Source organism: Kangiella spongicola, from assembly GCF_003194565.2.
Classification (GTDB): domain Bacteria; phylum Pseudomonadota; class Gammaproteobacteria; order Enterobacterales; family Kangiellaceae; genus Kangiella; species Kangiella spongicola.
In genome coordinates, this window is sequence record NZ_QICH01000002.1 from 557,365 (window position 1) to 579,766 (window position 22,402).

Below are 22,402 nucleotides of genomic sequence, written 5' to 3' on the forward strand. Positions count from 1 at the left end.
TTTATTCTTTTAACCTCAAGGAGTTAACCACCACCACAACAGAGCTGAGCGACATACCAATCGCGGCAATATAAGGTGGAATATAGCCCATTGCCGCAAGCGGGATCATCGAAAAATTATAACCCAAAGACCAGGCTAGGTTTTGTTTAATCACACTTTGAGTCTTTTTAGAACGCGTTAATGCAAACTCAACATTCCTCAAATTGTCTGCCATCAAATAGCAGTCTGCCGATGTACGGGTAATATCTGCGGCAGCGGCCATAGCAACCGAAGCGTTTGCTGCAGCCATAATTGGCGCATCATTTACACCATCTCCAACTACTAAGACTTTTTTCTGTTGGTCTTGTAGCTTTTGTATATAATCGAGCTTATCCTCAGGCTTAACATCATTTTGCCAATGCTCAAAACCAATTTTTTCAGCTAGGTTTTGTACCTGGCTAGAAGGGTCACCACTTAATAGATGTAGTGTGTAGCCTTTGTTCGATAAGTTCTGGCAAACTTCGTCAGCTTCTTCGCGTAAGGTATCGCTTAGAGTGACTCTAGCTATCACCTTGGAATCTTCCGTTAAATACAACGCATCCGCATCATCTCCACACTGCTCTAACAGCTGTTGGCTAGCTGCGTTTTGTGAGTTTCCAAAATAGTAGCTTTTGCCTGCTCGACTTCCTTCTACACCTTTAAAAGGCAAAAAGTTAACGCTGTCCATTTCTACGTCTGGGGAATGATATTTAGCAAAGGCTTTAGCAATTGGGTGCTCCGAGCGGTGCTCAAGCGCAGCAATCAAGGCTAAGACTGTGTCTTTACTCTGCTCAGAGTAGACCTCAATAGTGTCAACGGAAAGCTTACCGAGAGTCAAAGTTCCGGTCTTATCAAACACAATATCAGTGACTTCGTTGGTGCTTTGCAAAAAGTCTTGGCCTTTAATTAAGATATTATTCTTATTAAAGGAAAGAATTGAGCACGTCATGGCGACAGGCGTGGCTAATGACAAAGCACAAGGGCAACTCACCACTAAGACTGAAAGCGTGATCCAAAGCGCATCATCAGAGCCGACGCTGATCCAATAAGCCGCAACCAAGGAAGCGATACATAAAATAGCGAGTACGAAATAACGCGCAATTTGATCTGCCAGTAATGCAATTTTTGGCTTATCCAACAAAGCGGCTTCTTGTAGCTGCAATAGCTTGTCCCAGTAACTACCTTTGTCGCTGGCGGTAGCCTGCATCATAAAGGGTTGATGATGATTTATACTGCCTGCTAAAACCTGCTGGCCCTTGCTTAGAGTCGAAGGCATAAACTCGCCATTAAGCATCGAAACATCGAGCTCCGCTGTATCAGAAACCAAGGTTCCATCGACCGCCACTTGCTTGCCTGCTCGAACTAATAGTAAATCCCCTTCTTGTACCAAAGTGGTTGTGATGGCACGGTAGCTATCAGTATCTGGCTCATACTTTTCAGCATAATTAATTTTATTCACATTGCCTTTATAGACGCGCTCACTGACTCTTTGACGAACTCTAAACTCAATATAACGACCAATTAATAAGAAGAATATAAACATGGTCACCGAGTCGAAATAGACTTCGCCTGAATGCGTAAAAAACGCCCACATACTCGCTGAATAGGCTACGATTAAAGCTAAGGTAATCGGTACGTCCATATTCAGCTGGCGATTCTTTAACGCCGCAAAAGCACTCGAATAGAAAGGATAGCCTGAATAAAGTAGAACTGGAGTTGAAACTAAAAAACTGACACTTCGCATGAGCCACTGGAAGTCACTGCTCATGCCACTGAAAGCACCTAAGTAGAGCGCAACCGCAAACATCATCACTTGCATCATGCCGAGGCCTGCAAGCCCTAAGCGCTTTAGCCACTGTTTCTGGATCTGCTTTTGTTTAAGTAATACTTCTTCTTGTTTGTAGGGTGTCGCCGAATAGCCCATCTTATGCGCTTGCTTAAGAATTCGGCTAAGTTTAATGCTTTCTGGATTCCAGCTGAGGCTGATGACTTGTGCTGATACATTAACTTGAATCGAGCTAACGCCTTGCAAGCGACTCAAAGTTCTTTCTAATAACCAAGCGCAGGCACTGCATCGGATTTGGTCAGCGTAGAGTAGAATGTTGTTATTATTATCGGTTTGACTGACAATGAACTCTTGTTGAACATCTGCTTGATCAAATGCTTTTAACTCATTTTCGAGATCAACAATAGCGTCTGGTTTTTCACCTGATTCGGTTCTGAATTTATAATAGTCTTCGAGGCTGTTTTGAACAATCATATCAGCAACAGCTAAACAGCCCTCACAACAAAAGGCTCTTTCCTCGCCAGAAACTTGTAACGTTTTGTCGAACCCTTTAGGTATTGGAAGTTCGCAATGAAAACAAGTTTCCGACTTATAACTTTGCTTCATTTAATAACCTAAGATCACCTCTTGACTACTCGGCAAGGTTACTTTTTTTTCTACTTCCCATTGCTTTTGGTAAGGGTGCAAGTTAATAAACCATTTCCCCGAAATATCATGGTTTAATTCTGAATAATATTTCCCTGAAGCATCTTGCTTAAGTGCCATAGTAAAATCTTTTGTTTCTAGAGTCGCGTGCTGAAAGTCCAAAAACAAACTGTCTTGAATTTCAGAATTGGCGCTAATTTCAACAGTCACTCGCTGATTATCAAATGATAATGTCGCAGAAACTCCTAGTTCTTTAGCTTTGTTCTTTTTGGCCAAAGACTCATTAATGGCTAGACCATCTTTGTAATAATCATCGACCACCATACTGTCAGTCGTATTGCTGGCGATAATCAATAGCGAAGTGCCGGTAATAACTGACGTAAATGGTATAGCTATTACAAACCAAGGCCAGAACTGCTTATACCAAGGCTTCTCTTGTTTAACGTTTGACACTTATCGTCTCCGCTTACGTTGAACTGGGCCAATAAACTTCGCATCTTGCACGACCTTTATCGACTCACTATCAACCGCTTGTAATGTAAAGTTTACTTCAAAGCTTGAGTCCTTTAGGTAATAAGGATCTAAAGCCACTCGAACTGGAACCTCACGAATCCCCTCAGAAGGTAGGCTTACTTGCTTAGGCCCCTGATAAATAAGGTTTTCATTACCACTGACATTAATGGTATAGGTATGCCCAACTTGGTCTTTGTTCAGAATACGTAATTTATAAATATTAACGATGAAACCTTCTGAGTTAGTCACATATAGTCGGTTTCTGTCTTTAATAATGTCGAGCTCTAGAGGAGTTCTGAACCAAATCGACAGGATAAATAAGGTTGTAATTGCAAGCAATGCAATGCCATAACCGATAGTTTTAGGCCTCAGCAGTCTAAGCTTTCCACCTGCGTCATGGTTTTCAGAGGTATATCGAATGAGGTTCTTTTCATAACCCATCTTTTCCATCACGTCATCACAAGCATCGATACAGGCGGCACAGGCAATACACTCATATTGCAGACCGTCTCGAATATCAATACCAGTCGGGCAAACGTGAACACACTGCATACAGTCAATACAATCACCCAGGCCTTCAGCTTGATACTCTTCTTTGCTCATGTCCTTTTTACGACCGCCACGTTGCTCACCACGTTTCTCGTCGTAAGCAATAATTAGCGTGTCTTTGTCGAACATGGCGCTTTGGAAACGCGCGTAAGGGCACATATAGATACAGACTTGCTCTCGAAGCATGCCCGCGTTGCCCCAAGTAGCAAAGCTATAGAAAAGGATCCAGAACCACTCCCAACCACTAAATGACAGTGTTTGTAGAGAGTCTGTTAGTTCTTTTATAGGAGTGAAGTAACCGACGAAAGTGAAACCTGTGAACAGTGCAAACACTATCCACAGTAAATGCTTGGTAGCTCGGAGTCGAACCTTTCTAAAGCTCCAAGGCTCTTTCTCCAGCTTAACCTGCTTATTGCGATCACCTTCAACTAAGCGTTCCATCCAAATGAAGGCTTCGGTCCAAACCGTTTGAGGACAGGCATAACCACACCATAAACGCCCCGCAACGGCGGTAAAGAAAAAGAGTGCCAGTGCGGCAATGATCAGCAGCATCGCAAGATATATAAAATCCTGGGGCCAGTAAGTTAAACCAAATATTTGGAATTTACGGGCAGGTAGATCGAATAAAACCGCTTGCTGATCATTCCATGTAACCCAAGGTAAAACGTAATACAGTCCTAACAACAACCAAACGGATAATACCCTAAGAGTATTAAAGGTACCCGATACTTTCTTCGGGAAAATCTTTTTACGCTTTTCATAGAGATCTTTTTCATCACCTATGACGTAAAAATTATCGTCAGACATTTCTTCACCTTGAATTACAACTACTTACACATTTAGCTTACTGTTCGTCTTGAGACTCTTCATCCTGTGACAAACTGTATACATAAGCTGCTACTAGATGGATTTTATCCTTTCCAAGAATATCTTTGTGCTTCGGCATGTTAGCGTTTACACCATAACGGATCGTATCTTTAATCATGGTAATTGAGCCACCATGCAACCAGATATCATCCTTCAGGTTAGGCGCGCCTAACTCCTGGTTACCGCTAAGGTCATTGCTATGACACACTTGGCAGTATGTTTGATAAACTTCTTTACCCTCTTCCACCAAGTCTTTGCGGTGTGTTCTTTCTACTTCATTTTCACTTAAAACATAGTGTAAAACGGCTGAAAGTTTCTGTTCACCTAGAGTTTCACCCCAAGCAGGCATCGCACCGTTTCGACCCTCAGTGATCGAATAGATGATGTCTTCAGGAGTACCGCCATAAATCCAGTCGTTATCAGTCAAATCTGGGAAGCCAACACCACCACGAGCATCTGCACCGTGACAACCGAAGCAAGTGTTTGCAAAGATTGATTGCCCCATGGCCAATGCCTCAGGCTCCTGTTGCAAGCTTTCAATACTCATCGACGAGTACTTCTTGAAAAGTGGTAGATACTTTTCATCAGCCTTTGCCATTTCTTCTTCATACTGGCTGATTTTCGACCAACCCAGCACGCCTTGGAATTTTCCCAAGCCTGGATATAAAATCAGATACACAATCGAGAACACAATCGTGATGTAAAACATCACTAACCACCAGCGTGGCATTGGTTTATCGTACTCTTCGATGCCGTCATAAACATGGCCAGTTGTTTCGTTCTCATCAGCACTTGCTTTTTTCTTACGCGTAAAATGCAGTAGTAGAAAACAGCCAACAATATTTATCACAATAATTGCGATAATATAGCCACTCCAAAAGTCACTCATCACGCTTCACCTCTTGCTTTTTATCTGAATGATGGCTATCTAATGCCATTTTGGCCGCATCGTCATATTGCTTTTTTCTTTTTCTAGAAAAAATCCATATGCAAAGCCCAACAAACAATACCAACAATATGACCGTTAGGATGCCTCTAAATAGATTCATGTCCATCGTTACTCACCCGAGTTTTGCGCATCAACTGTTGCGTGCTCGTGTCCTAACGATTGTAAATACTCAATCAAAGCATCAATCTCTAAAGTTCCTTTAACTTGCTCTTCTGCTGACGCGATTTGCTCATCAGTATAAGGAACACCAAGTTTTCGTAACGTTTCCATTTTTGCTGCTGTTTTTTCACCAGTCAGCTCTCTTTCAGCTAGCCAAGGGAAAGCAGGCATATTCGATTCTGGTACTGGCTCACGTGGGTCTACTAAGTGACGGTAGTGCCAGTCGTCTGAGTAACGACCACCAACACGCGCCAAGTCAGGTCCAGTACGCTTAGAGCCCCATAGGAATGGACGCTCATAAACGTCTTCACCAGCTACTGAGTAGTGACCGTAACGCTCTGTTTCTGCACGGAAAGGTCGAACCATTTGCGTGTGACATACGTGACAACCTTCACGAATATAAATATCACGACCTTCCAACTGAACCGGCGTGTATGGCTTCAATGTCGCCATCGGCTCAGTCGTATCTTTCATAAAGAATAATGGCACGATTTCAGCCAGACCACCGAAGCTGATAGCAACGATGATCAGGATACCCATCAAACCAATATTTTTTTCTACCGTTTCATGTTTCATTACTAACTCCTAATGAACTGGCTGTGGGATTTTGGTGTCGGCCTTACCTGGGTTTTTAATTGTTTTCAAGACGTTGTACGCCATTACAAACATACCAGCTAAGAATAAAATGCCACCAAATAAGCGAATACCATAGTAAGGATATGTTGCTTCTAGCGCCTGCACGAAGGTATAAGTCAAGGTTCCGTCAGAATTTGTTGCTCTCCACATCAAGCCCTGAGTCACCCCTGCAATCCACATAGCAGCAATATACAGAACTACGCCGATTGTCGATAACCAGAAGTGCACGTTGATTAGGCTAATACTGTGCATTTTTTCTTTACCAAACAAGGAAGGAATCATCGCATAAAGTGCACCAATAGAAACCATAGCTACCCAACCTAAAGCGCCCGCGTGTACGTGGCCAATAGTCCAGTCGGTGTTATGTGACAATGCGTTTACCGTTTTAATCGCCATCATTGGACCTTCGAAGGTCGACATACCGTAGAAAGATAGAGACACGATCAAGAACTTAATAATAGGATCGGTACGCAACTTATGCCATGCGCCAGAAAGCGTCATGATACCGTTAATCATACCCCCCCATGACGGAGCTAATAGGATGATTGAGAAAACCATACCGGCTGACTGAGCCCAGTCAGGAAGCGAGCTGTAGTGAAGATGGTGAGGGCCAGCCCACATATAAACTGCGATAAGTGCCCAGAAGTGTACAATCGATAGGCGATATGAGTAAACCGGACGCTCGGCCTGCTTCGGTACGAAATAGTACATAATACCTAGGAAACCAGCCGTTAAGTAGAAACCTACAGCATTATGGCCGTACCACCACTGGACCATAGCATCGATAGCGCCAGCGTAAGCTGAGTAAGATTTGAAGCTTGTCCAGTCAATTGGAAGAGCCGCGCTGTTTACGATGTGTAAAATAGCAATGGTGATAATAAAAGCGCCATAAAACCAGTTAGCTACATAGATGTGTGCTACCTTTCTTTTCACAATGGTGCCGAAGAAAACCCATGCGTAAGCAATCCAAACTATGGCTATGAGAATATCAATCGGCCACTCAAGCTCGGCATATTCTTTAGTGGATGTTAGCCCCATAGGTAGGGTAATGATCGCAGCGATAATTACAGCCTGCCATCCCCAAAAAACAAAAGCAGCAAGCTTGTCACTAATTAGCCTAGCATAACTTGTTCGTTGTACTGCATAAAATGATGTTCCCATCAGGACACAGCCACCAAATGCGAAAATTACTGCGTTGGTATGCAATGGCCTTAAGCGACCAAAACTTAACCAAGCAGTGTCAAAGTTCAATGCAGGGAACATCAGCTGCGCAGCGATCCAGACACCAAGCGCCATACCAACAATACCCCAAACTACGGACATTACGGCAAATTGCCTAACGACCTTGTAGTTATAATTGTGCTCTTTTAATTCACTCATTGATCTCACCTTAAATAAGAGACTTTACACGCTAAAATTTTAACCATGCATCATATGCAAACAGTGCTAAAGATACTTGATCTGAGTCAAGCTTTCCATAAATTCAGCTAAACTTTTTAAGATTTTCCACCCCGCCTATAAAAGACGCCATAAAAAGGATGTTCAACCGAACTGAAACTTATCAGACCACACCTTGGTATTAGTTTTTTTAATTAGAAATGTACTTGACAAAATTTCTTGTTTTAGTCTAACTAAACAGAATTATGAAAGTGCAACAAGTCGGCCTTCGATTTCACTCAAAAACAAGTTTCCAGCAGCACCTGGAGACACTCGTTTTTTAAGTGAGTGGATGGCTTTTCTATTTTCTAATTCTTGGTAATTATACTTAATATGTCGGTAGGCGTCTCTAAATACCATGCCGTCTTCAATCACCAGCTCAACAGCCTTGTCAGTGGCGAACATAGAAGCATCAATCGCCGCTTCGCATTTATCCGTATTTATCACTAAGGTTTTCAATAAGGCTGGAACAAGCTCCAAACACATTTGTGCCGAGGACACTCCTCTTAACAAGGCACCTTTGGTACTTTGTAAATCACGCTGATAGCCACTAGGTAAAGACAGCAAAGACTCTATTTCGTTGTAAGCACCCACTAACCTTGAATATTCAGCCCGCATAAGTTCTATGGCATCGGGGTTGTGCTTATTCGGCATGATGGAAGAGCCAGTACAAAAATCATTTCCCACTGTTACAAAATCATACTCGGCGGTAGAAAATAGGCTCAAATCCCAAGCCATACGGCGAATATCAAGCAGGGCATTTTTAAAGCTACCCAATACCTGCAGTTCAATTTTGCCACGGCTGTTCTGCGCGTATATTGGATTCACTTGTTTACGATTAAAGCCAAGCGCTTCAGTGGTGTAATCTCTATCAAGCTTTAAGTTCACGCCATAACCCGCGGCAGTTCCTAAAGGGTTGCTGTTGATTAGCTCATAGGTATTCTTAGCGTCGTAAGCATTATCACAAAACGACTCAGCAAACGAAGCGAACCACATGCCCCAGCTAGAAACAACGGCTCTTTGCAGGTGGGTATAGCCGGGTAAAACATCATATTCATGCTTCTTTGCAAGTTCTAAACAGGTTTTTCCGATCTGTTGGCAATGACTAGCCAATGCATCTAAAGCCTCACGACAATAGAGCCGCGTCGCCACAGCTACTTGATCGTTACGGCTACGTCCCGTATGGACTTTTTTGCCAACGTCGCCAAGCTTCTGTGTCAAAAACCATTCAATCGCTGAGTGGCAATCTTCAAAGCGGCTGTCCAACACAAAGTCCCCGCTTTTAAACTGCTCAGTAAGCTCTGCGAGTGCCGTAGTGATCTGGGTTAACTCTTCATCACCAATAACACCAATTCGTTGCAAGCCCTGCACATGAGCCAAGCTCGCTTGTATGTCGTACAGCATTAATTCGCGATCAAGAATTACATCGCCCCCTGACATGAAATGAGTAATTGTCTTCTGTAGCTCAGTTTGAGTGGTGGAGCTCTCTTTACTCCATAAAGCTTGTGTCATAGTAAGCGCCTACTGTGTCGATAAGCCTTCGAGCTGAGGCAACTCAAAGGCAAGGTTAATGTTTTGCACAGCTTGCGAGGCTGCACCTTTTAATAAGTTATCAAGCGTGCAAGTCACCGCTAAGTGCGAGCCATCGCCCGATAAGGTTAGACCGCCCACCACTGCGCCATATTGATTAACAACCTGCGAGATTTGCGCTGGTTTGGCTTGGAACTGGATAAGTTCATTCTTTTTATAATGCTCAGCATAACGGTGCTCTACCGCCTTAAATGCCTCAGAAAGAGAGGTTGGCTTCTTTAGCGGTATATGCGCGGTTAGGCATATCCCTCTAAAATACTGAGCAACATGAGGTGAAAACTTGATATCTAGCCCTAAGTGATGCGTCACTTCTTGTTCATGTAAATGGTTGGCTAAGCTATAGGGCATGATGTTGTCCCGTAATAGCTCTGGGTTATTTTTATCCGAAGGCGAAGTACCGGCACCGCTATAGCCCGAAATACCAAAGCAGCTAATTCTTCCAGCAACTAAGTCTTGAACTGGCGCCACACACAGTTGCATTGCCGTGGCATAACAGCCTGGGTTACTAATACGCTTTGATACTTTGTGGGAATACACTTCTGGAAGCCCGTAATGCCAGTTGGGATCGAAACGATAATCTGCGCTAAGATCGATAATAGTCGTGGATATGGACTCATCATCAATAAGGTCGACAAAACTTTTCGCCAAACCATTCGGTAAAGCCAAAATCACCAAGTCAGGCGACAAGGCAACGACTTCCTGTGGGTTTAAATTCTGATAATAAAGTTCCGACTTGGAGTACTGACTAACACGCTGACCATCCAACTCACGTGAGCTAGCGGCTATCAGCTCTAGCTTAGAGTGCCTTGATATAATGCTGATAAGCTCAGCGCCGACGTAACCCCGGGCTCCAATTAAAACCGTTTTAATGCTCATGCCACACACTCCTGAACCACTGTTTTTGGCTTATTCGAGGCAAACTCAACACACTGCGCGATTTGTGCATAATCATTAATGCCAAGCCAGTAAACCTTCCACTCACCGCTTTTAACAAAACCATCGGCAACATTGGCGTAAAACTTGTTAATCGGATTATCAAGTGCCGCACGCCAAAATAGCTTAGGATTCTTCCTAGTGACTTTTTCCCATAAAGCCTTGCCAATACCAGCACCTTTGGCGTCATCACTGACGACAAACTTATCCAAATATGGCACACCCTCGGCATGACTTAACACCACCGCGGCGCGATAGCATTCGGTCACATACACTTTATAAAGCTCAACCTCATCGAAGTAGCGATTATCAAGCCGCTTATGAAAAGAGGACTCAATGAGATGTCGTAATTTTGTAGTGTCGATAGCAGACCAAGAAGTAGCGTCCAAGACTTTTTCACCCATGTTGACTAGCGTCCCAGAGCCTTTATCGGTAAACAGCTCCTTTGCGAGATGCTCTGGCTTGGTTATCGACACAGAAGTCGCCGATGGCATCTCCTCTAAGATCTCCTTAATTTTCTCAAGCTTTAGCTTCATACCTGAATGAACCCAAGGCTGTTTTATTAAATGCTGATAATCATTAACAATACTGATATTCGGCATAATAGCCCCGCTATCATCGAGTACGCCACCGGTTTCCGTTAAGAAAATAATTTTGTAGGGCTCGATCGCTTGCGCCAGACTAAAAGTAGCGGAGTCTGCATTAACATTTACTATCTGACCTTGAGCCGTTTCACCTAGCGGACTCACCACAGGCACCCTACCCTTACGGATCGTTTTCAATAACTGCTCGCTATCGACGGCAGTGATAGTGCCGACCAAACCTAACGTATTTTCATGCTGTAATTCACACTCGAAAATCCCCGAATAAAAAGGTGTGGCATCAACACCCGCTTCTTTGAGTTGCGAGGTTAAATTATGATTCTCGCCAATAAAAACGTCTCTCGCCGCTTTTAATACTTCGGGGCTTGTTACTCTTTGGCCTTCGATAAAATCGACCTTAATTGATTTATCGTTTAGATGCTGGGTTAGCTGTGGTCCAGCGCCGTGAACAATAATTGGAGTTAGGCCTACTTGCTTGAGGAAAGTTAGCGATGCTACAAGCTTTGGCATTTCTTCTTGTAGGATTTTCCCGCCAACTTTAATCACCGCAAACTTTAAGCCTTGCTCCGAGGAAAAGCGCTTCAAATACTTTCTAATTTGGGTTTCGCTATCGATTACTGTCAATAGCTTATAGACGGTGTCTTTGACTGAATTAGCCATGAGTTAACATCCTCCAATAAGCAGCCAGAACAGCTTCCAACTGACTGATTTCAACCCATTCATTGGCCGTGTGAGCTTGCTGTATAGAGCCGGGACCAAAGACGAGCGCCGGAAACCCGGCTTCTGAAAAAAGTGCGGCCTCTGTCCAAAAGTTCACGGCTCCGCCAATTGGTAGCTCTAACTCTGTGGCCAAATGAAGGTTTTTTTCATAACCGTTATTAGAAGGTAGCGCAGGTGCTTTAAAACCAACCGTCACTTGCTCCAGACTAAGGTCGGATTGCTCAAGCAGGTCGACTAAAGTCCCCTCAACATCACAGCCAGGCAAAGGTCTAAGGCCAAACTTTACCTCTGTGTTTGGAGCTATAATATTAGGCTTAATACCGCCCTCAAGCTTACCAATATTAAAACAACTGCCTTTAAGATCTTCGAAGCCCTCGCTCAACTGATGCTTAGCCCAATCAATCGCTTTACTCATCCACTGGGCAGCTTGGTGGTTACTGTTTTCTGATAAGGCGCGGGGCTCAGAGCTATGGCCGCTTTCTGCGTTAAAATTTGCCGTAGCGGTTATAATTCCACGATGTGCTAAAACTGCTTTTCCTTGGGTTGGTTCGGCGACAATGATTCCTTTATAAGCGTGCTCCTTTTCCAAAAAAGAGCGAATACATAAACTGTTACCGTGCTCTTCGTCCGACGAAAATAAAACCGCATAATCTTCCGCGCCACATTCAATACACGCCAACATGCAGGCGGCCGCACCTTTAATATCACAAGCCCCTAAACCGTATAACTTATTATCGTTTTCTATCAGCGTAAAAGGATCTGAGTCCCAACCGTCGGTTACCGGAACCGTATCGATGTGATAGTTGAACAAGTATTGAGGCTGACCTTTCGTTGCCAAAATATTAATCGAGCCATTGCCATAATCCATCACCTCAACGGTTGCACCCGGTAGCTGACTCCGTAGGTACTCGATAATCCCTGAGGCCTTAATGTTCCTTGGTGGATTGCTGGTATCAAAACTAACCAAAGCGGCTAAATGTTTTTTAACCTGTTGCACTGTTGGCGTCGCTAATCCTTCAGTTTTGTTGCATGCAACAGTCATGAAGCACCTCCTTTGGCCAGCTGAACGCTCGACCAAGTGGCGGTACTTTGTCCAAACAGTTTGATAAAGCCAGTCGCTTCTTCTATGCCCCAGTTTGCTTTTTGCGCATACTCAACTTCCTGATTGATAATCATGTGAGGACTAGAAACAGCCACCGCTTCTAAGTGGCCTGGCGAAAGCTTTAATTCGACCATACCGCTGACATTCTGCTGCGAGCTTTGAAGGAACTCTTGAATATTGTTCGTTAGTGGGTCGAAGTAAAAACCTTGATACACAAGGTCAACCCACTTTTTGCTTAAAATAGGTTTGAAATGGTTTTGCTGCTGGGTCAATACCACTTCCTCTAAGGCTTTGTGCGCCACAAACAGTCCTTTTAAAGCCGGCGCCTCGAAAACAATCCGTCCTTTTAAGCCAATAATGGTATCGCCAGTATAAATGCCTCGACCAATTCCGTAGTCGCCTAGCAGGCTATTCAACTGCTGCATGGCACTCACGCCATCAACCGATTCACCGTTAAGTTTCACTAGCTCGCCTTGGGCAAACTCTAGGCTTACTGTTTCAGAAGTTTTACTGACCTGATGCGGCTGCTTGGTAATAATGTAAGTGTTATCTTCTGGCGCTTGCCACTTATCAATCGCACCACCAGATACAGTGACGCCCAGCAGGTTTTCATTTACGCTGTATTGTTTATGAACAGCTGAAACTTGATGGCCTTTTTCTTTGAGGTAGTCAATTTCATACTGCCTAACGTCTGTGACGTTTTTTTGAATATCACGGATTGGCGATAAAATGACTAAGTCACTTAAAGCTTTTATCGATAGATCAAAACGAACTTGATCATTGCCCATGCCAGTACAGCCGTGGGCAACGTATTGGGTTTTAAGTTTCTTGCACAGTTGAACAGCTTCTTTCGCAATTAAATAACGATCGGCGCATAACACTGGGTATTGATCTTGATAAAGACTCCCGCCCCAAACCAAAGGCTTGATGATGGAGTCCCACAACTCTTTTTGCCCATCGACTGTCCAATGTTTTGTCGCGCCTAATGTCATCGCGGTTTGTTCGATGTCGTTGATACTTTTAGTGCTGATGCCACCGGTATTTACAAATAGAGTATGCACTTCAAATCCTTGATCCAACAAATAAGGCACGCAAAAACTCGTATCCAAACCACCTGAAAATGCTAAAACTACTTTTTCTTTACTCACAACTTTCACCTTAAGAATGATTAATTAATGTATTCATCATGGATTTCTGCACATGCAGGCGGTTTTCGGCTTCTTGAATCGCAATGCAGTTTTTCGAATCGACCACGCCGTCTGTCGCTTTGATATTTCGTCTCAGCGGTAAGCAGTGGCTAAACAATGCATTATTGGTTTTTGCCATCTTGTTTTCGTCAACCATGAAGTGTTTGTATTGATTTCTGATAGGCTTTTCCTTCTGCCACTGCCCAAAATATGGCAGAGCTCCCCAACTTTTGGCATAAACAACATCAACCCCTTCATAAGCACTGTCGATATCATGGGAAATCGTCAGTTTGTTTCCGTGTTGTGCGCTGTAGCTCTGCCCTAGCTGCATGTAATGCTCATCCAATAAATAGTCTTCATTCGGGCAAAGCACAGTCACGTCCATGCCAAACTTAGTGGCAATCATTAAAGACGAGTTTGCCACCGCGGTATTCAAGGGCTTTGGATGATAGGTCCAAGTGAGTAAATATTTCTTACCCTTTAGGTCACCAAGATTTTCTTGTAGCGCCATAATATGCGCTAACTCTTGGCAGGGGTGGGTAATAGTTTCCATGTTGACCACTGGCACAGTCGAGAACTGGGCGAGACTTTTAATCAACAAATCCTGACGGTCGTCTTGCCAGTTTTCAAACTTGGGGAAAGCTCTTACTGCAATCAGATCGCAGTATGCGGACAGAACTTGAGCTACCTCCTTGATGTGCTCCTCGGCTTCACCATCCATCACAGAGCCTAGCTCAAATTCAATAGGCCAAGCGTCTTTTCCCGGCTGTAATACCACGGCTTGCCCGCCAAGCTGATGCACTCCGAGTTCAAAGCTAGTACGAGTTCGTAACGATGGGTTAAAAAATAATAATGCTACTGATTTATTCTTAAGCAGAGGCTGAAACTTGTTTTGCTTCAGCTCCACTGCAAAGTCGATCATTTCTTGTAAAGCACTTTGCGACCAATGCTCGGTACTTAAAAAATGTTTCATGGCAATTCCTGTTAGTCATGCCATCGGAGGGGAGATTTTAGAGGTGCATAAAAAAACCCAGCCGATGGCTGGGTTTTAAATTCTGTTGTGTGACGATTATTTGGACAACACGATGCTCTTCCCAGCCGATTGGATGCGGCTGCGACGTCGCTGCTGTACTGTAGCAACTTGTGCTGAATGTAAGTTTGTTACTAATGTCATTTCTGTGAAAGCCTAAGTATTTACTTAATCGTCATTGGTGGTCTTTAGTGACCTTTTCGCTAGAAAGCCTTGCAAATCTACACCTAAAAATAATCGCTGTAAATATAATTTTGATAGTCTTTTGAATTCTTTTTAGAGCGAGCAGTAAAGTTGAAAACCCCAGTTTTCGCTAAGTCACTGATCTTATTTGTGCTTATCATGTGAAATCCGCTTGCTTCGCCCCACTTTTACATCTTGTTACGATTTCAATCATCAGCAAACTCCTTCTAACTTTGTTATCGCTGACGAACTTGGTAGTCTTACCTTTTATTGCACGATTATGTATGTTTTGGGGAGACACCATGAAACAGCTTGCTTACTCTGCGCTACTCGCAGTGAGTCTAACCTTTAGCCAAATCACTTTGGCTGATGAGAAAAAAGATACAACACCAAATCCTTATCCTGAAGAAAAAACAGTGGTCACTGAACACACCACTAAAGTCGGTGGCAAAACTATAAAGTACACCGCCACTACAGGTAACTCCTTTGTATACAACGATAAAAACGAAGTTATCGGTTCGATTTTCTTCACTGCTTACACCAAAAAAGGCGCCGATCCGAAAAAACGCCCTATCACTTTTACCTACAACGGCGGCCCAGGCTCTGCCTCTGTTTGGTTACACATGGGCGCTTTAGGCCCAAAGCGCGTAGTCATGGATAAAGAAGGTTTTGCCTTAAAGCCCCCCTTCGAATACATCGATAACGAATACTCAATTTTAGATCTCACCGATATCGTCTTTATCGACCCAGTAGGCACTGGATACAGTCGTGCGCACGACAAAGGTACTGACAAAGATTTTCACGGTGTTTGGGAAGATATTAGCTCCGTTTCAGAGTTTATTCGTCTTTATATGACGCGAAACGAGCGCTGGAGCTCCCCTAAATTTTTAGCGGGTGAAAGCTACGGCACCACTCGCTCGGCTGGTATTGCTTACCACATGGGGCAAAATCACGGCGTTTATTTTAATGGCATTATGCTGATTTCAAGCGTGCTTGACTTCCGTCTTGATGACTTTAGTGATCGCAACGGCATTCTAGCGCCAGTCACCATGTTACCGAGTTATACTGCTGCTGCTTGGTATCACAACAAACTTAAAGCGCCTTTAAGCAGTGACCTAGAAAGCTCCATCGAGCAGGCCAAAGAGTTCGCCATGAACGACTATGCGCTGGCCTTACTGCAAGGTGACAACCTAGAGCCTCGTCGCAAACTAGCCATCGCCGAGCGTGTGGCTGACTTCACAGGCCTTTCTGTAGACCTGGTGCTAGAGAAAAACCTGCGCATTACTTTGAATGACTTTTTACATAACGTAAAGCGCAAAGAAGGCGAAACCATTGGTCGCCTAGACGGTCGTTTCACAACGCCAGAATTAGACGCTATGAATAAACGTGGCTATCGTGATCCAAGTTATATGGCAATTCATGGTACTTACACAGAAACCTTGATGACCTATCTTTCTAAAGAGCTGAATTACAAGTCTGACTTGCCGTACCATATTTTAGGTGGCGGTGTTAAAAGCTGGAATTACGACGAGTTCAACCGTCAGAGCAACGACATCAGCGACAAGCTCACAAGCGCCATGTTACGCAACCCAGATATGCAAGTTTATGTCGGTAACGGTTATTACGACTTCGCCACGCCATTCTTTGCAACAGAATACACCTTCTCACACATGGGTCTACCAAAAGAACTTAAAGACAATGTTCATATGCATTACTACAAATCAGGCCACATGATGTATGTGCGTGAGCATGATTTGATTAAATTAAAGCAAGATTTAGCGGAATTCTTCAAGAAATCACTGTAGGCTCAGCACTCCTCAATATTAGTAGTTTTTTAATGTTCCTTTTCTTGCTTGCCCAAGAAAAGGAACCAAAAGAAAGGCACCCCAGTCGTTAGGCCCTTCGGGCTACCCTCAATCTTTCAAGTTATTGACGCGCCACCAAACGAAACATCCTGTTTCGTCTTGGCTAAATTGGGCTATCCCTGCCCAATTTACGCTATAACTTGAATGCTTTCAGCTAACTCCCAAGGGGGATCAAAAGCCATTCCTCCAGATTTAAGTATTCCAAAAAGTCTAGATTCCCCATAGAATGGTTTCAATTTAAAACTCCGGGATTATACGATGCCTAAAGCTAGTGATATCAAAAGAAACATGGCCGTTGAATATAACGGTAAATTATTAGTGGTGAAGAATATCGAAGTCAGCAGCCCAAGCGCACGAGGCGCAGCGACTTTGTATAAAATGCGTTTTACTGATGTGCAGGCGGGCTCTAAAGTGGAGCACACTTTTAAAGGTGACGATCAGCTGACTTTGGTTGACCTAAGCAAGCATCCTGCGACTTATTCTTATGAAGAAGGCGATACGGTTATCTTCATGGATAGCGAAGATTACAGCCAATACACCTTCAATCGCGAAGATATTGAAGAAGAGTTGCTGTTTATTACTGACGACATCCAAGACTTAAAAGTCGTTACTGCTGACGACAAAGTGGTTGGCTTGGAGCTTCCTCAGTCGGTCGAAATGGTCATTAAACAAACCGATCCTTCGATTAAAGGTGCTTCGGCGACCGCTCGAACCAAACCCGCAGAATTCGATACAGGTTTAATTATTCAAGTTCCTGAATACATTTCGACTGGCGAAAAGGTAAAAATAAATGTCGAAGAAAAGAAGTTTATGAGCCGCGCGGATTAAAACCCATAATAAAAAAGGGCTAGATTTACTAGCCCTTTTTTGTAGTGCCGTTAGGACTTAATTTTTTCTAAATCAACACCCATGACTTTTGCAACACCTTCACCATAAGCAGGATCGGCTTTGTAACAGTTTTGCGCATGGCGAATTTTAATGTGCTCTTCCGCGCCGTTGATTGCACGAGCTGTATTCTCAAACAAGACTTGCTGTTGCTCTTTCGACATTAAGCGGAACAAGTCGCCTGGCTGGCTGTAGTAATCGTCGTCATCTTCACGGAAGTCCCAGTTTTTAGCATCACCATTAATTTTTAATGGTGGCTCGGCAAAGTCTGGCTGCTCTTCCCATAAACCATAGCTGTTTGGGTTATAAGCTTTGGTTGCGCCATAGTTGCCATCCGTGCGCATAGCGCCATCACGATGATAACTGTTGACTGGGCATTTCGGCTGATTCACTGGAATGTGTGCATTATTCACACCTAGACGATAACGCTGTGCGTCACCATAAGAGAACAGTCGACCTTGCAGCATTTTGTCAGGTGAGAAACCGATACCAGGAACCACATGCGCAGGGTTAAAGGCCGCTTGCTCAACTTCTGCGAAATAGTTTTCTGGGTTACGGTTAAGCTCCAACACACCCACGTCAATTAACGGGTAGTCACCGTGTGGCCACACTTTACTTAGGTCAAACGGATGAATGTGATACTTTTCGGCATCTTCTTCGGGCATGATCTGAACCCGCATTTTCCACTGTGGGAAATCGCCATTATCAATACTCTCGAGTAAATCTTTTTGGTGCGATTCACGATCTTTACCCACCAGCTCTTCAGCTTCTTGATCGGTTAAGTTTTCAATTCCTTGTAGAGTCTCAAAGTGGAACTTAACCCAATAGCGTTTGTTATCTGGGCTTATGAAACTAAAGGTATGGCTACCGAATCCGTGCATGTGGCGATAGCTTTTCGGGATACCACGGTCACTCATAACGATAGTTACTTGGTGAAGCGCTTCAGGAAGCAAAGTCCAGAAGTCCCAGTTTGTGTTTGCAGAGCGCATGTTAGTGCGCGGATCACGTTTAACTGCGTGGTTTAGATCTGGGAACTTTAGTGGGTCGCGCAGGAAGAAGACTGGCGTGTTATTGCCCACAAGATCCCAGTTGCCTTGTTCGGTATAAAACTTAATGGCGAAGCCTCGGATGTCACGCTCCGCATCGGCCGCACCGCGTTCACCGGCAACTGTCGAAAAACGTACGAAAACATCGGTTTTCTTGCCGACTTCAGAGAAAATCTTTGCTTTAGTGTATTTGGTAATATCATCAGTAACGGTAAAAGTTCCGTAGGCGCCAGAGCCTTTAGCATGCATTCTACGCTCTGGAATAACCTCACGGTCGAAGTGTGCCATCTTCTCTAAGAACCACGCGTCCTGAAGTAATAGTGGCCCTCTTGGTCCCGCGGTCATCGAATTCTGATTATCAACAACCGGCGCTCCATTGCTTTGCGTCATAAAAGGGCAGCCAGTTTTTTTATCGTCTTTGCTCATAAGTCGGTCCTCTTCTGTTCTAAATCATGTTATCCATGGACAACACCATGTATACCTCCATGGCTGTCTACTATGAACTACTGTAACAACAAACTAACGATAGTTATATTGTGTAATTATTATAATAACGATATAAATAATTAATCATAAAAGCGATATCCTTCACTTCAACCTATTCAAGCCACAACTAGCTGTGGTCAAGATACTGAAACCGTTTGATGGTTTTACCATCTCTAACAATTGTCTCATCAAACATATCAAGCGGCCGAGCCCAGATCCCATACTCACCATAAAGAGCCCGATAAACCACCAGCCACTCCCCTGTTTCAGTATGCTTCGCTAGGTTCAGAACCTCATATCGCTGACCTTTAAAATGCTCATAAATACCCAGCTTCAAACTAGGTTCTTCACTGTCACTATTTTTTTCTTTGCTGTAATTTTCAGTCATAACTCTCTACTATTACGAAATTAATCCCTCGCGACCCATTCGTAGCCTTTGCGCCATATTGCTTCTAACGGGCCTCGCTTAAAATATTTGAACCATACAGCGGCAAACGCTAACTGAAAAGCCCAAATTCCAATAACGTATAACCACAATTCACTTCGACTGACTTTTCCAAACAAGTCAAAGCCATAGCCATAGAATATCACCGCACAGATAACGCTCTGCATAATATAAAGCGTGAAGGCCATTCGTCCGACTTTGGCTAAAAGGTTTTGTAATGGCTGTAGGAAATTCCCCTTACCCCAGCATAATATCAAGCCTAAATAACCAAGCGCCAAGACGATGCTACCAATATAAAAACCAAGGCTATTGATTCCAGCAAAAATGCCGTAATCGAAATTTGAGGAAACAAAGCTCCAAGTCGCTCCTAAGGAAATCATTAAGCCCAGCGCGAGCCCCCAAGTAGCCAGTTGCTTTAATACTTTATTCGACTGTAAGGCACCCCATTTCCATAATCCCATACCCAACATCATCAAGCCACAACAACGCCACAAAGTGAACAACAGGAAGTCTGAGGATTGACGCTGCCATGCCTTAACAACACGTTCAGGAGTCAAATCCCACCAGGAGCCTTGGTACTGTTGTAACGCAGCCTGTTGCGCCTCCGCGCCGTTAATTGGCAGCCAGTATTGAGGAGGTTCTGGTGGATGTAGCACCGCTAACACTGCATCCCAAATGCTAGGAGCAACTGCACCAAAGGCGAGCAACAAGCCAAGTATCAGCAACCAAATTGCGGGTAATCCTCTAAGCCAAAAAACGAGTAAGCCACACAATCCATAAGCAACTAGGATGTCACCATCCCAGATCAAATAAGCATGCGCTAGGCCAAACACCACTAATAACACCGAGCGTGCGATAAAGGGCTTCGCAGGATTGACGCCCAATTTCTTATACTTCGCCACGAAAAGCATGATACCGACGCCATATAACAAAGCGAGCAAGGTCATAAAGCGCTGCTTCACTAGGGCATACTCTAAAAACCAAGCCCACTTATCGGCCACATTAAAGTCACCAAAAGCTAATGGGTTATAGCGGATGAGATCCGGCGTTGAGAAATAATTGATATTGATAATTAGGATGGCAAGAATCACCACACCACGAAGCACATCCAAGCTAGTCAGTCGTGACGTTTTAAACTCTGCCGCTAAAGGCTGCGTCATATCCTTATACCTTGTTTTTTATTTGAGCAGATAATATACATTTTTAGCAGACACAAAAAAAGCGACTCGAAAGTCGCTTTTAATTGTCTAGCAGTAAATCTGTATTAAGCTTCGAAAGGATGACGCTTAATAATAGTCTCTACTCGATCTGGGCCTGTAGAAATAATATCTACTGGTACGCCAACTAACTCTTCAACCTTGGCGATAAAGTCGATCGCATTCTTTGGTAACTCTTCTAGCGATTTCGCACCAAAAGTTGTTTCGCTCCAGCCAGGAAGCTCAATATACTCAGCAACCAGCTTTTCGTAATCCTCAGCACCGTTTGGTGTGTTGGCTAGTTCGCCTCGAACTGGGCAGTTATATTTAACCGCGATTTTTACAGTATCTAAGCCATCAAGTACGTCAAGCTTAGTCATGCAAAGACCTGAAACACTGTTGATGTCCACGGCGCGTTTTAGAGCTACCGCGTCTAACCAACCACAACGACGCGCTCGGCCAGTGGTTGCGCCAAACTCATTACCACGCTTGGCTAGGCCAGCACCCACATCATCAAACAATTCAGTTGGGAAAGGACCACCACCGACACGCGTAGTGTAAGCTTTAGTAATACCTAAGACGTAATCAATATGACGAGGACCAACACCAGCACCAGTGGCAACACCACCAGCGGTTGTGTTTGACGAAGTCACATAAGGATAAGTACCGTGGTCGATATCAAGTAGCGTGCCTTGCGCACCTTCAAACATCAACTTCTGACCATCACGGCGCATATCTGCCAAAGTCGCTGGAACGTCTGCAATCATTGGCTTTAACCACTCAGCATACTCTTTACATAAGGCTAAAGTTTGGTCGAAATCAATAGCATCAGTTTTGTAATACTGAGTTAAAGCAAAGTTATGTAATTCCATAACTTCACGTAATTTTTCTTCTAAATGCTCTTCATCGAACAAGTCTTCTACGCGTAATCCGCGACGTGAAACCTTGTCTTCGTAAGCAGGGCCGATACCACGACCAGTAGTACCAATTTTCTTTTCTGGATGGCGAGCCGCTTCACGCGCAACATCAAGTGCTACGTGGTAAGGCAGAATTAATGGGCAGGCGGCGCTGATTCGTAAACGCTCTTCAACCGGAACGCCGCGCTCTTTCAGCATGTCCATTTCTTTCTTTAATGCATCAGGAGCAAGCACCACACCGTTACCGATGTAACACATCACGTCATCATTCAAAATACCTGATGGAATTAAGTGGAGTACGGTTTTTTCTCCGTGAATTACTAAAGTGTGACCCGCGTTATGACCGCCTTGGTAGCGCACTACGGCACCAGCCTTCTCAGTCAATAAGTCAACAATTTTACCTTTACCTTCGTCACCCCATTGGGTGCCTAAAACCACAACACTTTGTGCCATTACTAAACTCTTACCCTACTTTTGTAGATGATTAGTTCGTTGTCCCAACAGGGACACCAAACCGCGCATTTTACCTTTATCTCTGTCGAAAATCCCCCTTTTTTTCTAAAAAAGGTCAAATTTCCACCAGCTGTTTTTGCTCTTCAATATTTGCTACAAGATATCAATAAGTTATTTTGTGTTATTAACGTTATTTGAGGAAT

General features: G+C 43.8%; 19 protein-coding genes. 2 read left to right on the top strand and 17 right to left on the bottom strand.

Annotated elements, in window-relative coordinates; all coding sequences use genetic code 11:
* Nucleotide 1: 1 nt before the first annotated feature.
* From DL796_RS08250 to DL796_RS08310, 13 genes are all read right to left on the bottom strand, one after another.
* Entirely contained in the window at nucleotides 2-2,410 is a 2,409-nt protein-coding gene (locus DL796_RS08250; protein ID WP_110201221.1) for a heavy metal translocating P-type ATPase, read from the bottom strand.
* Nucleotides 2,411-2,902 (bottom strand): FixH family protein, encoded by a 492-nt coding sequence (locus DL796_RS08255; protein ID WP_110201222.1) that lies wholly within the window; start codon nucleotides 2,900-2,902, stop codon nucleotides 2,411-2,413.
* The gene (gene ccoG, locus DL796_RS08260; protein WP_110201223.1) at nucleotides 2,903-4,318 is read right to left on the bottom strand and encodes a cytochrome c oxidase accessory protein CcoG; all 1,416 of its coding nucleotides are present in this window, start codon (nucleotides 4,316-4,318) and stop codon (nucleotides 2,903-2,905) included. It abuts the gene before it with no gap.
* A 37-nt stretch (nucleotides 4,319-4,355) separates the two neighbouring features.
* Entirely contained in the window at nucleotides 4,356-5,267 is a 912-nt protein-coding gene (gene ccoP, locus DL796_RS08265) for a cytochrome-c oxidase, cbb3-type subunit III (protein WP_110201224.1), read from the bottom strand.
* Nucleotides 5,260-5,433 carry a cbb3-type cytochrome oxidase subunit 3 gene (locus DL796_RS08270; RefSeq protein WP_110201225.1) on the bottom strand — a complete coding sequence of 58 codons (174 nt, stop codon included), beginning with the start codon at nucleotides 5,431-5,433 and terminating at the stop codon, nucleotides 5,260-5,262. Before DL796_RS08270 ends, ccoP begins: the two co-directional genes overlap by 8 nt.
* A 2-nt stretch (nucleotides 5,434-5,435) precedes the next feature.
* Entirely contained in the window at nucleotides 5,436-6,062 is a 627-nt protein-coding gene (gene ccoO, locus DL796_RS08275; RefSeq protein ID WP_110201226.1) for a cytochrome-c oxidase, cbb3-type subunit II, read from the bottom strand.
* Nucleotides 6,063-6,071: 9 nt separating this feature from the next.
* Nucleotides 6,072-7,502, bottom strand: a complete 1,431-nt coding sequence (gene ccoN, locus DL796_RS08280; RefSeq protein ID WP_110201227.1) for a cytochrome-c oxidase, cbb3-type subunit I — start codon at nucleotides 7,500-7,502, stop codon at nucleotides 6,072-6,074.
* A 261-nt stretch (nucleotides 7,503-7,763) separates the two neighbouring features.
* Nucleotides 7,764-9,071 (bottom strand): argininosuccinate lyase, encoded by a 1,308-nt coding sequence (argH, locus tag DL796_RS08285; protein ID WP_110201228.1) that lies wholly within the window; start codon nucleotides 9,069-9,071, stop codon nucleotides 7,764-7,766.
* Between the two features lie 9 nt (nucleotides 9,072-9,080).
* Entirely contained in the window at nucleotides 9,081-10,025 is a 945-nt protein-coding gene (gene argC / locus DL796_RS08290) for an N-acetyl-gamma-glutamyl-phosphate reductase (RefSeq protein WP_110201229.1), read from the bottom strand.
* Nucleotides 10,022-11,344: an acetylglutamate kinase gene (locus DL796_RS08295; RefSeq protein ID WP_110201230.1), complete on the bottom strand. Its 1,323-nt coding sequence runs from the start codon at nucleotides 11,342-11,344 to the stop codon at nucleotides 10,022-10,024. The genes argC and DL796_RS08295 overlap by 4 nt, the downstream gene beginning before the upstream one ends.
* The gene (locus tag DL796_RS08300) at nucleotides 11,337-12,446 is read right to left on the bottom strand and encodes an acetylornithine deacetylase (RefSeq protein ID WP_110201231.1); all 1,110 of its coding nucleotides are present in this window, start codon (nucleotides 12,444-12,446) and stop codon (nucleotides 11,337-11,339) included. The genes DL796_RS08295 and DL796_RS08300 overlap by 8 nt, the downstream gene beginning before the upstream one ends.
* The gene (locus tag DL796_RS08305) at nucleotides 12,443-13,654 is read right to left on the bottom strand and encodes an argininosuccinate synthase (protein ID WP_110201232.1); all 1,212 of its coding nucleotides are present in this window, start codon (nucleotides 13,652-13,654) and stop codon (nucleotides 12,443-12,445) included. The genes DL796_RS08300 and DL796_RS08305 overlap by 4 nt, the downstream gene beginning before the upstream one ends.
* Nucleotides 13,655-13,664: 10 nt before the next feature.
* Nucleotides 13,665-14,672 (bottom strand): N-acetylornithine carbamoyltransferase, encoded by a 1,008-nt coding sequence (locus DL796_RS08310; protein ID WP_110201233.1) that lies wholly within the window; start codon nucleotides 14,670-14,672, stop codon nucleotides 13,665-13,667.
* 536 nt (nucleotides 14,673-15,208) lie between these two features.
* On the opposite strand from DL796_RS08310, the gene DL796_RS08315 reads away from it, so the two are divergent.
* The gene (locus tag DL796_RS08315) at nucleotides 15,209-16,711 is read left to right on the top strand and encodes a S10 family peptidase (protein ID WP_110201234.1); all 1,503 of its coding nucleotides are present in this window, start codon (nucleotides 15,209-15,211) and stop codon (nucleotides 16,709-16,711) included.
* Between the two features lie 318 nt (nucleotides 16,712-17,029).
* Nucleotides 17,030-17,599 (top strand): elongation factor P-like protein EfpL, encoded by a 570-nt coding sequence (gene efpL, locus DL796_RS08320; RefSeq protein ID WP_110201235.1) that lies wholly within the window; start codon nucleotides 17,030-17,032, stop codon nucleotides 17,597-17,599.
* A gap of 50 nt (nucleotides 17,600-17,649) precedes the next feature.
* Here the strand turns inward: efpL and DL796_RS08325 are convergent, their stop codons facing one another.
* The 4 genes from DL796_RS08325 to DL796_RS08340 all read right to left on the bottom strand — a co-directional run bounded on the left by DL796_RS08325 (nucleotide 17,650) and on the right by DL796_RS08340 (nucleotide 22,199).
* Nucleotides 17,650-19,092, bottom strand: a complete 1,443-nt coding sequence (locus tag DL796_RS08325) for a catalase (protein ID WP_110201365.1) — start codon at nucleotides 19,090-19,092, stop codon at nucleotides 17,650-17,652.
* A 223-nt stretch (nucleotides 19,093-19,315) separates the two neighbouring features.
* Nucleotides 19,316-19,576 (bottom strand): DUF1653 domain-containing protein, encoded by a 261-nt coding sequence (locus DL796_RS08330; protein WP_110201236.1) that lies wholly within the window; start codon nucleotides 19,574-19,576, stop codon nucleotides 19,316-19,318.
* A 20-nt stretch (nucleotides 19,577-19,596) separates the two neighbouring features.
* A complete protein-coding gene (locus tag DL796_RS08335) occupies nucleotides 19,597-20,793 on the bottom strand; it encodes a DUF418 domain-containing protein (protein WP_110201237.1) in 1,197 nt (398 codons plus the stop codon).
* Nucleotides 20,794-20,897: 104 nt separating this feature from the next.
* On the bottom strand, nucleotides 20,898-22,199 hold the full coding sequence (locus DL796_RS08340; protein ID WP_110201238.1) for an adenylosuccinate synthase: 1,302 nt from the start codon (nucleotides 22,197-22,199) through the stop codon (nucleotides 20,898-20,900).
* Nucleotides 22,200-22,402: the final 203 nt, after the last annotated feature.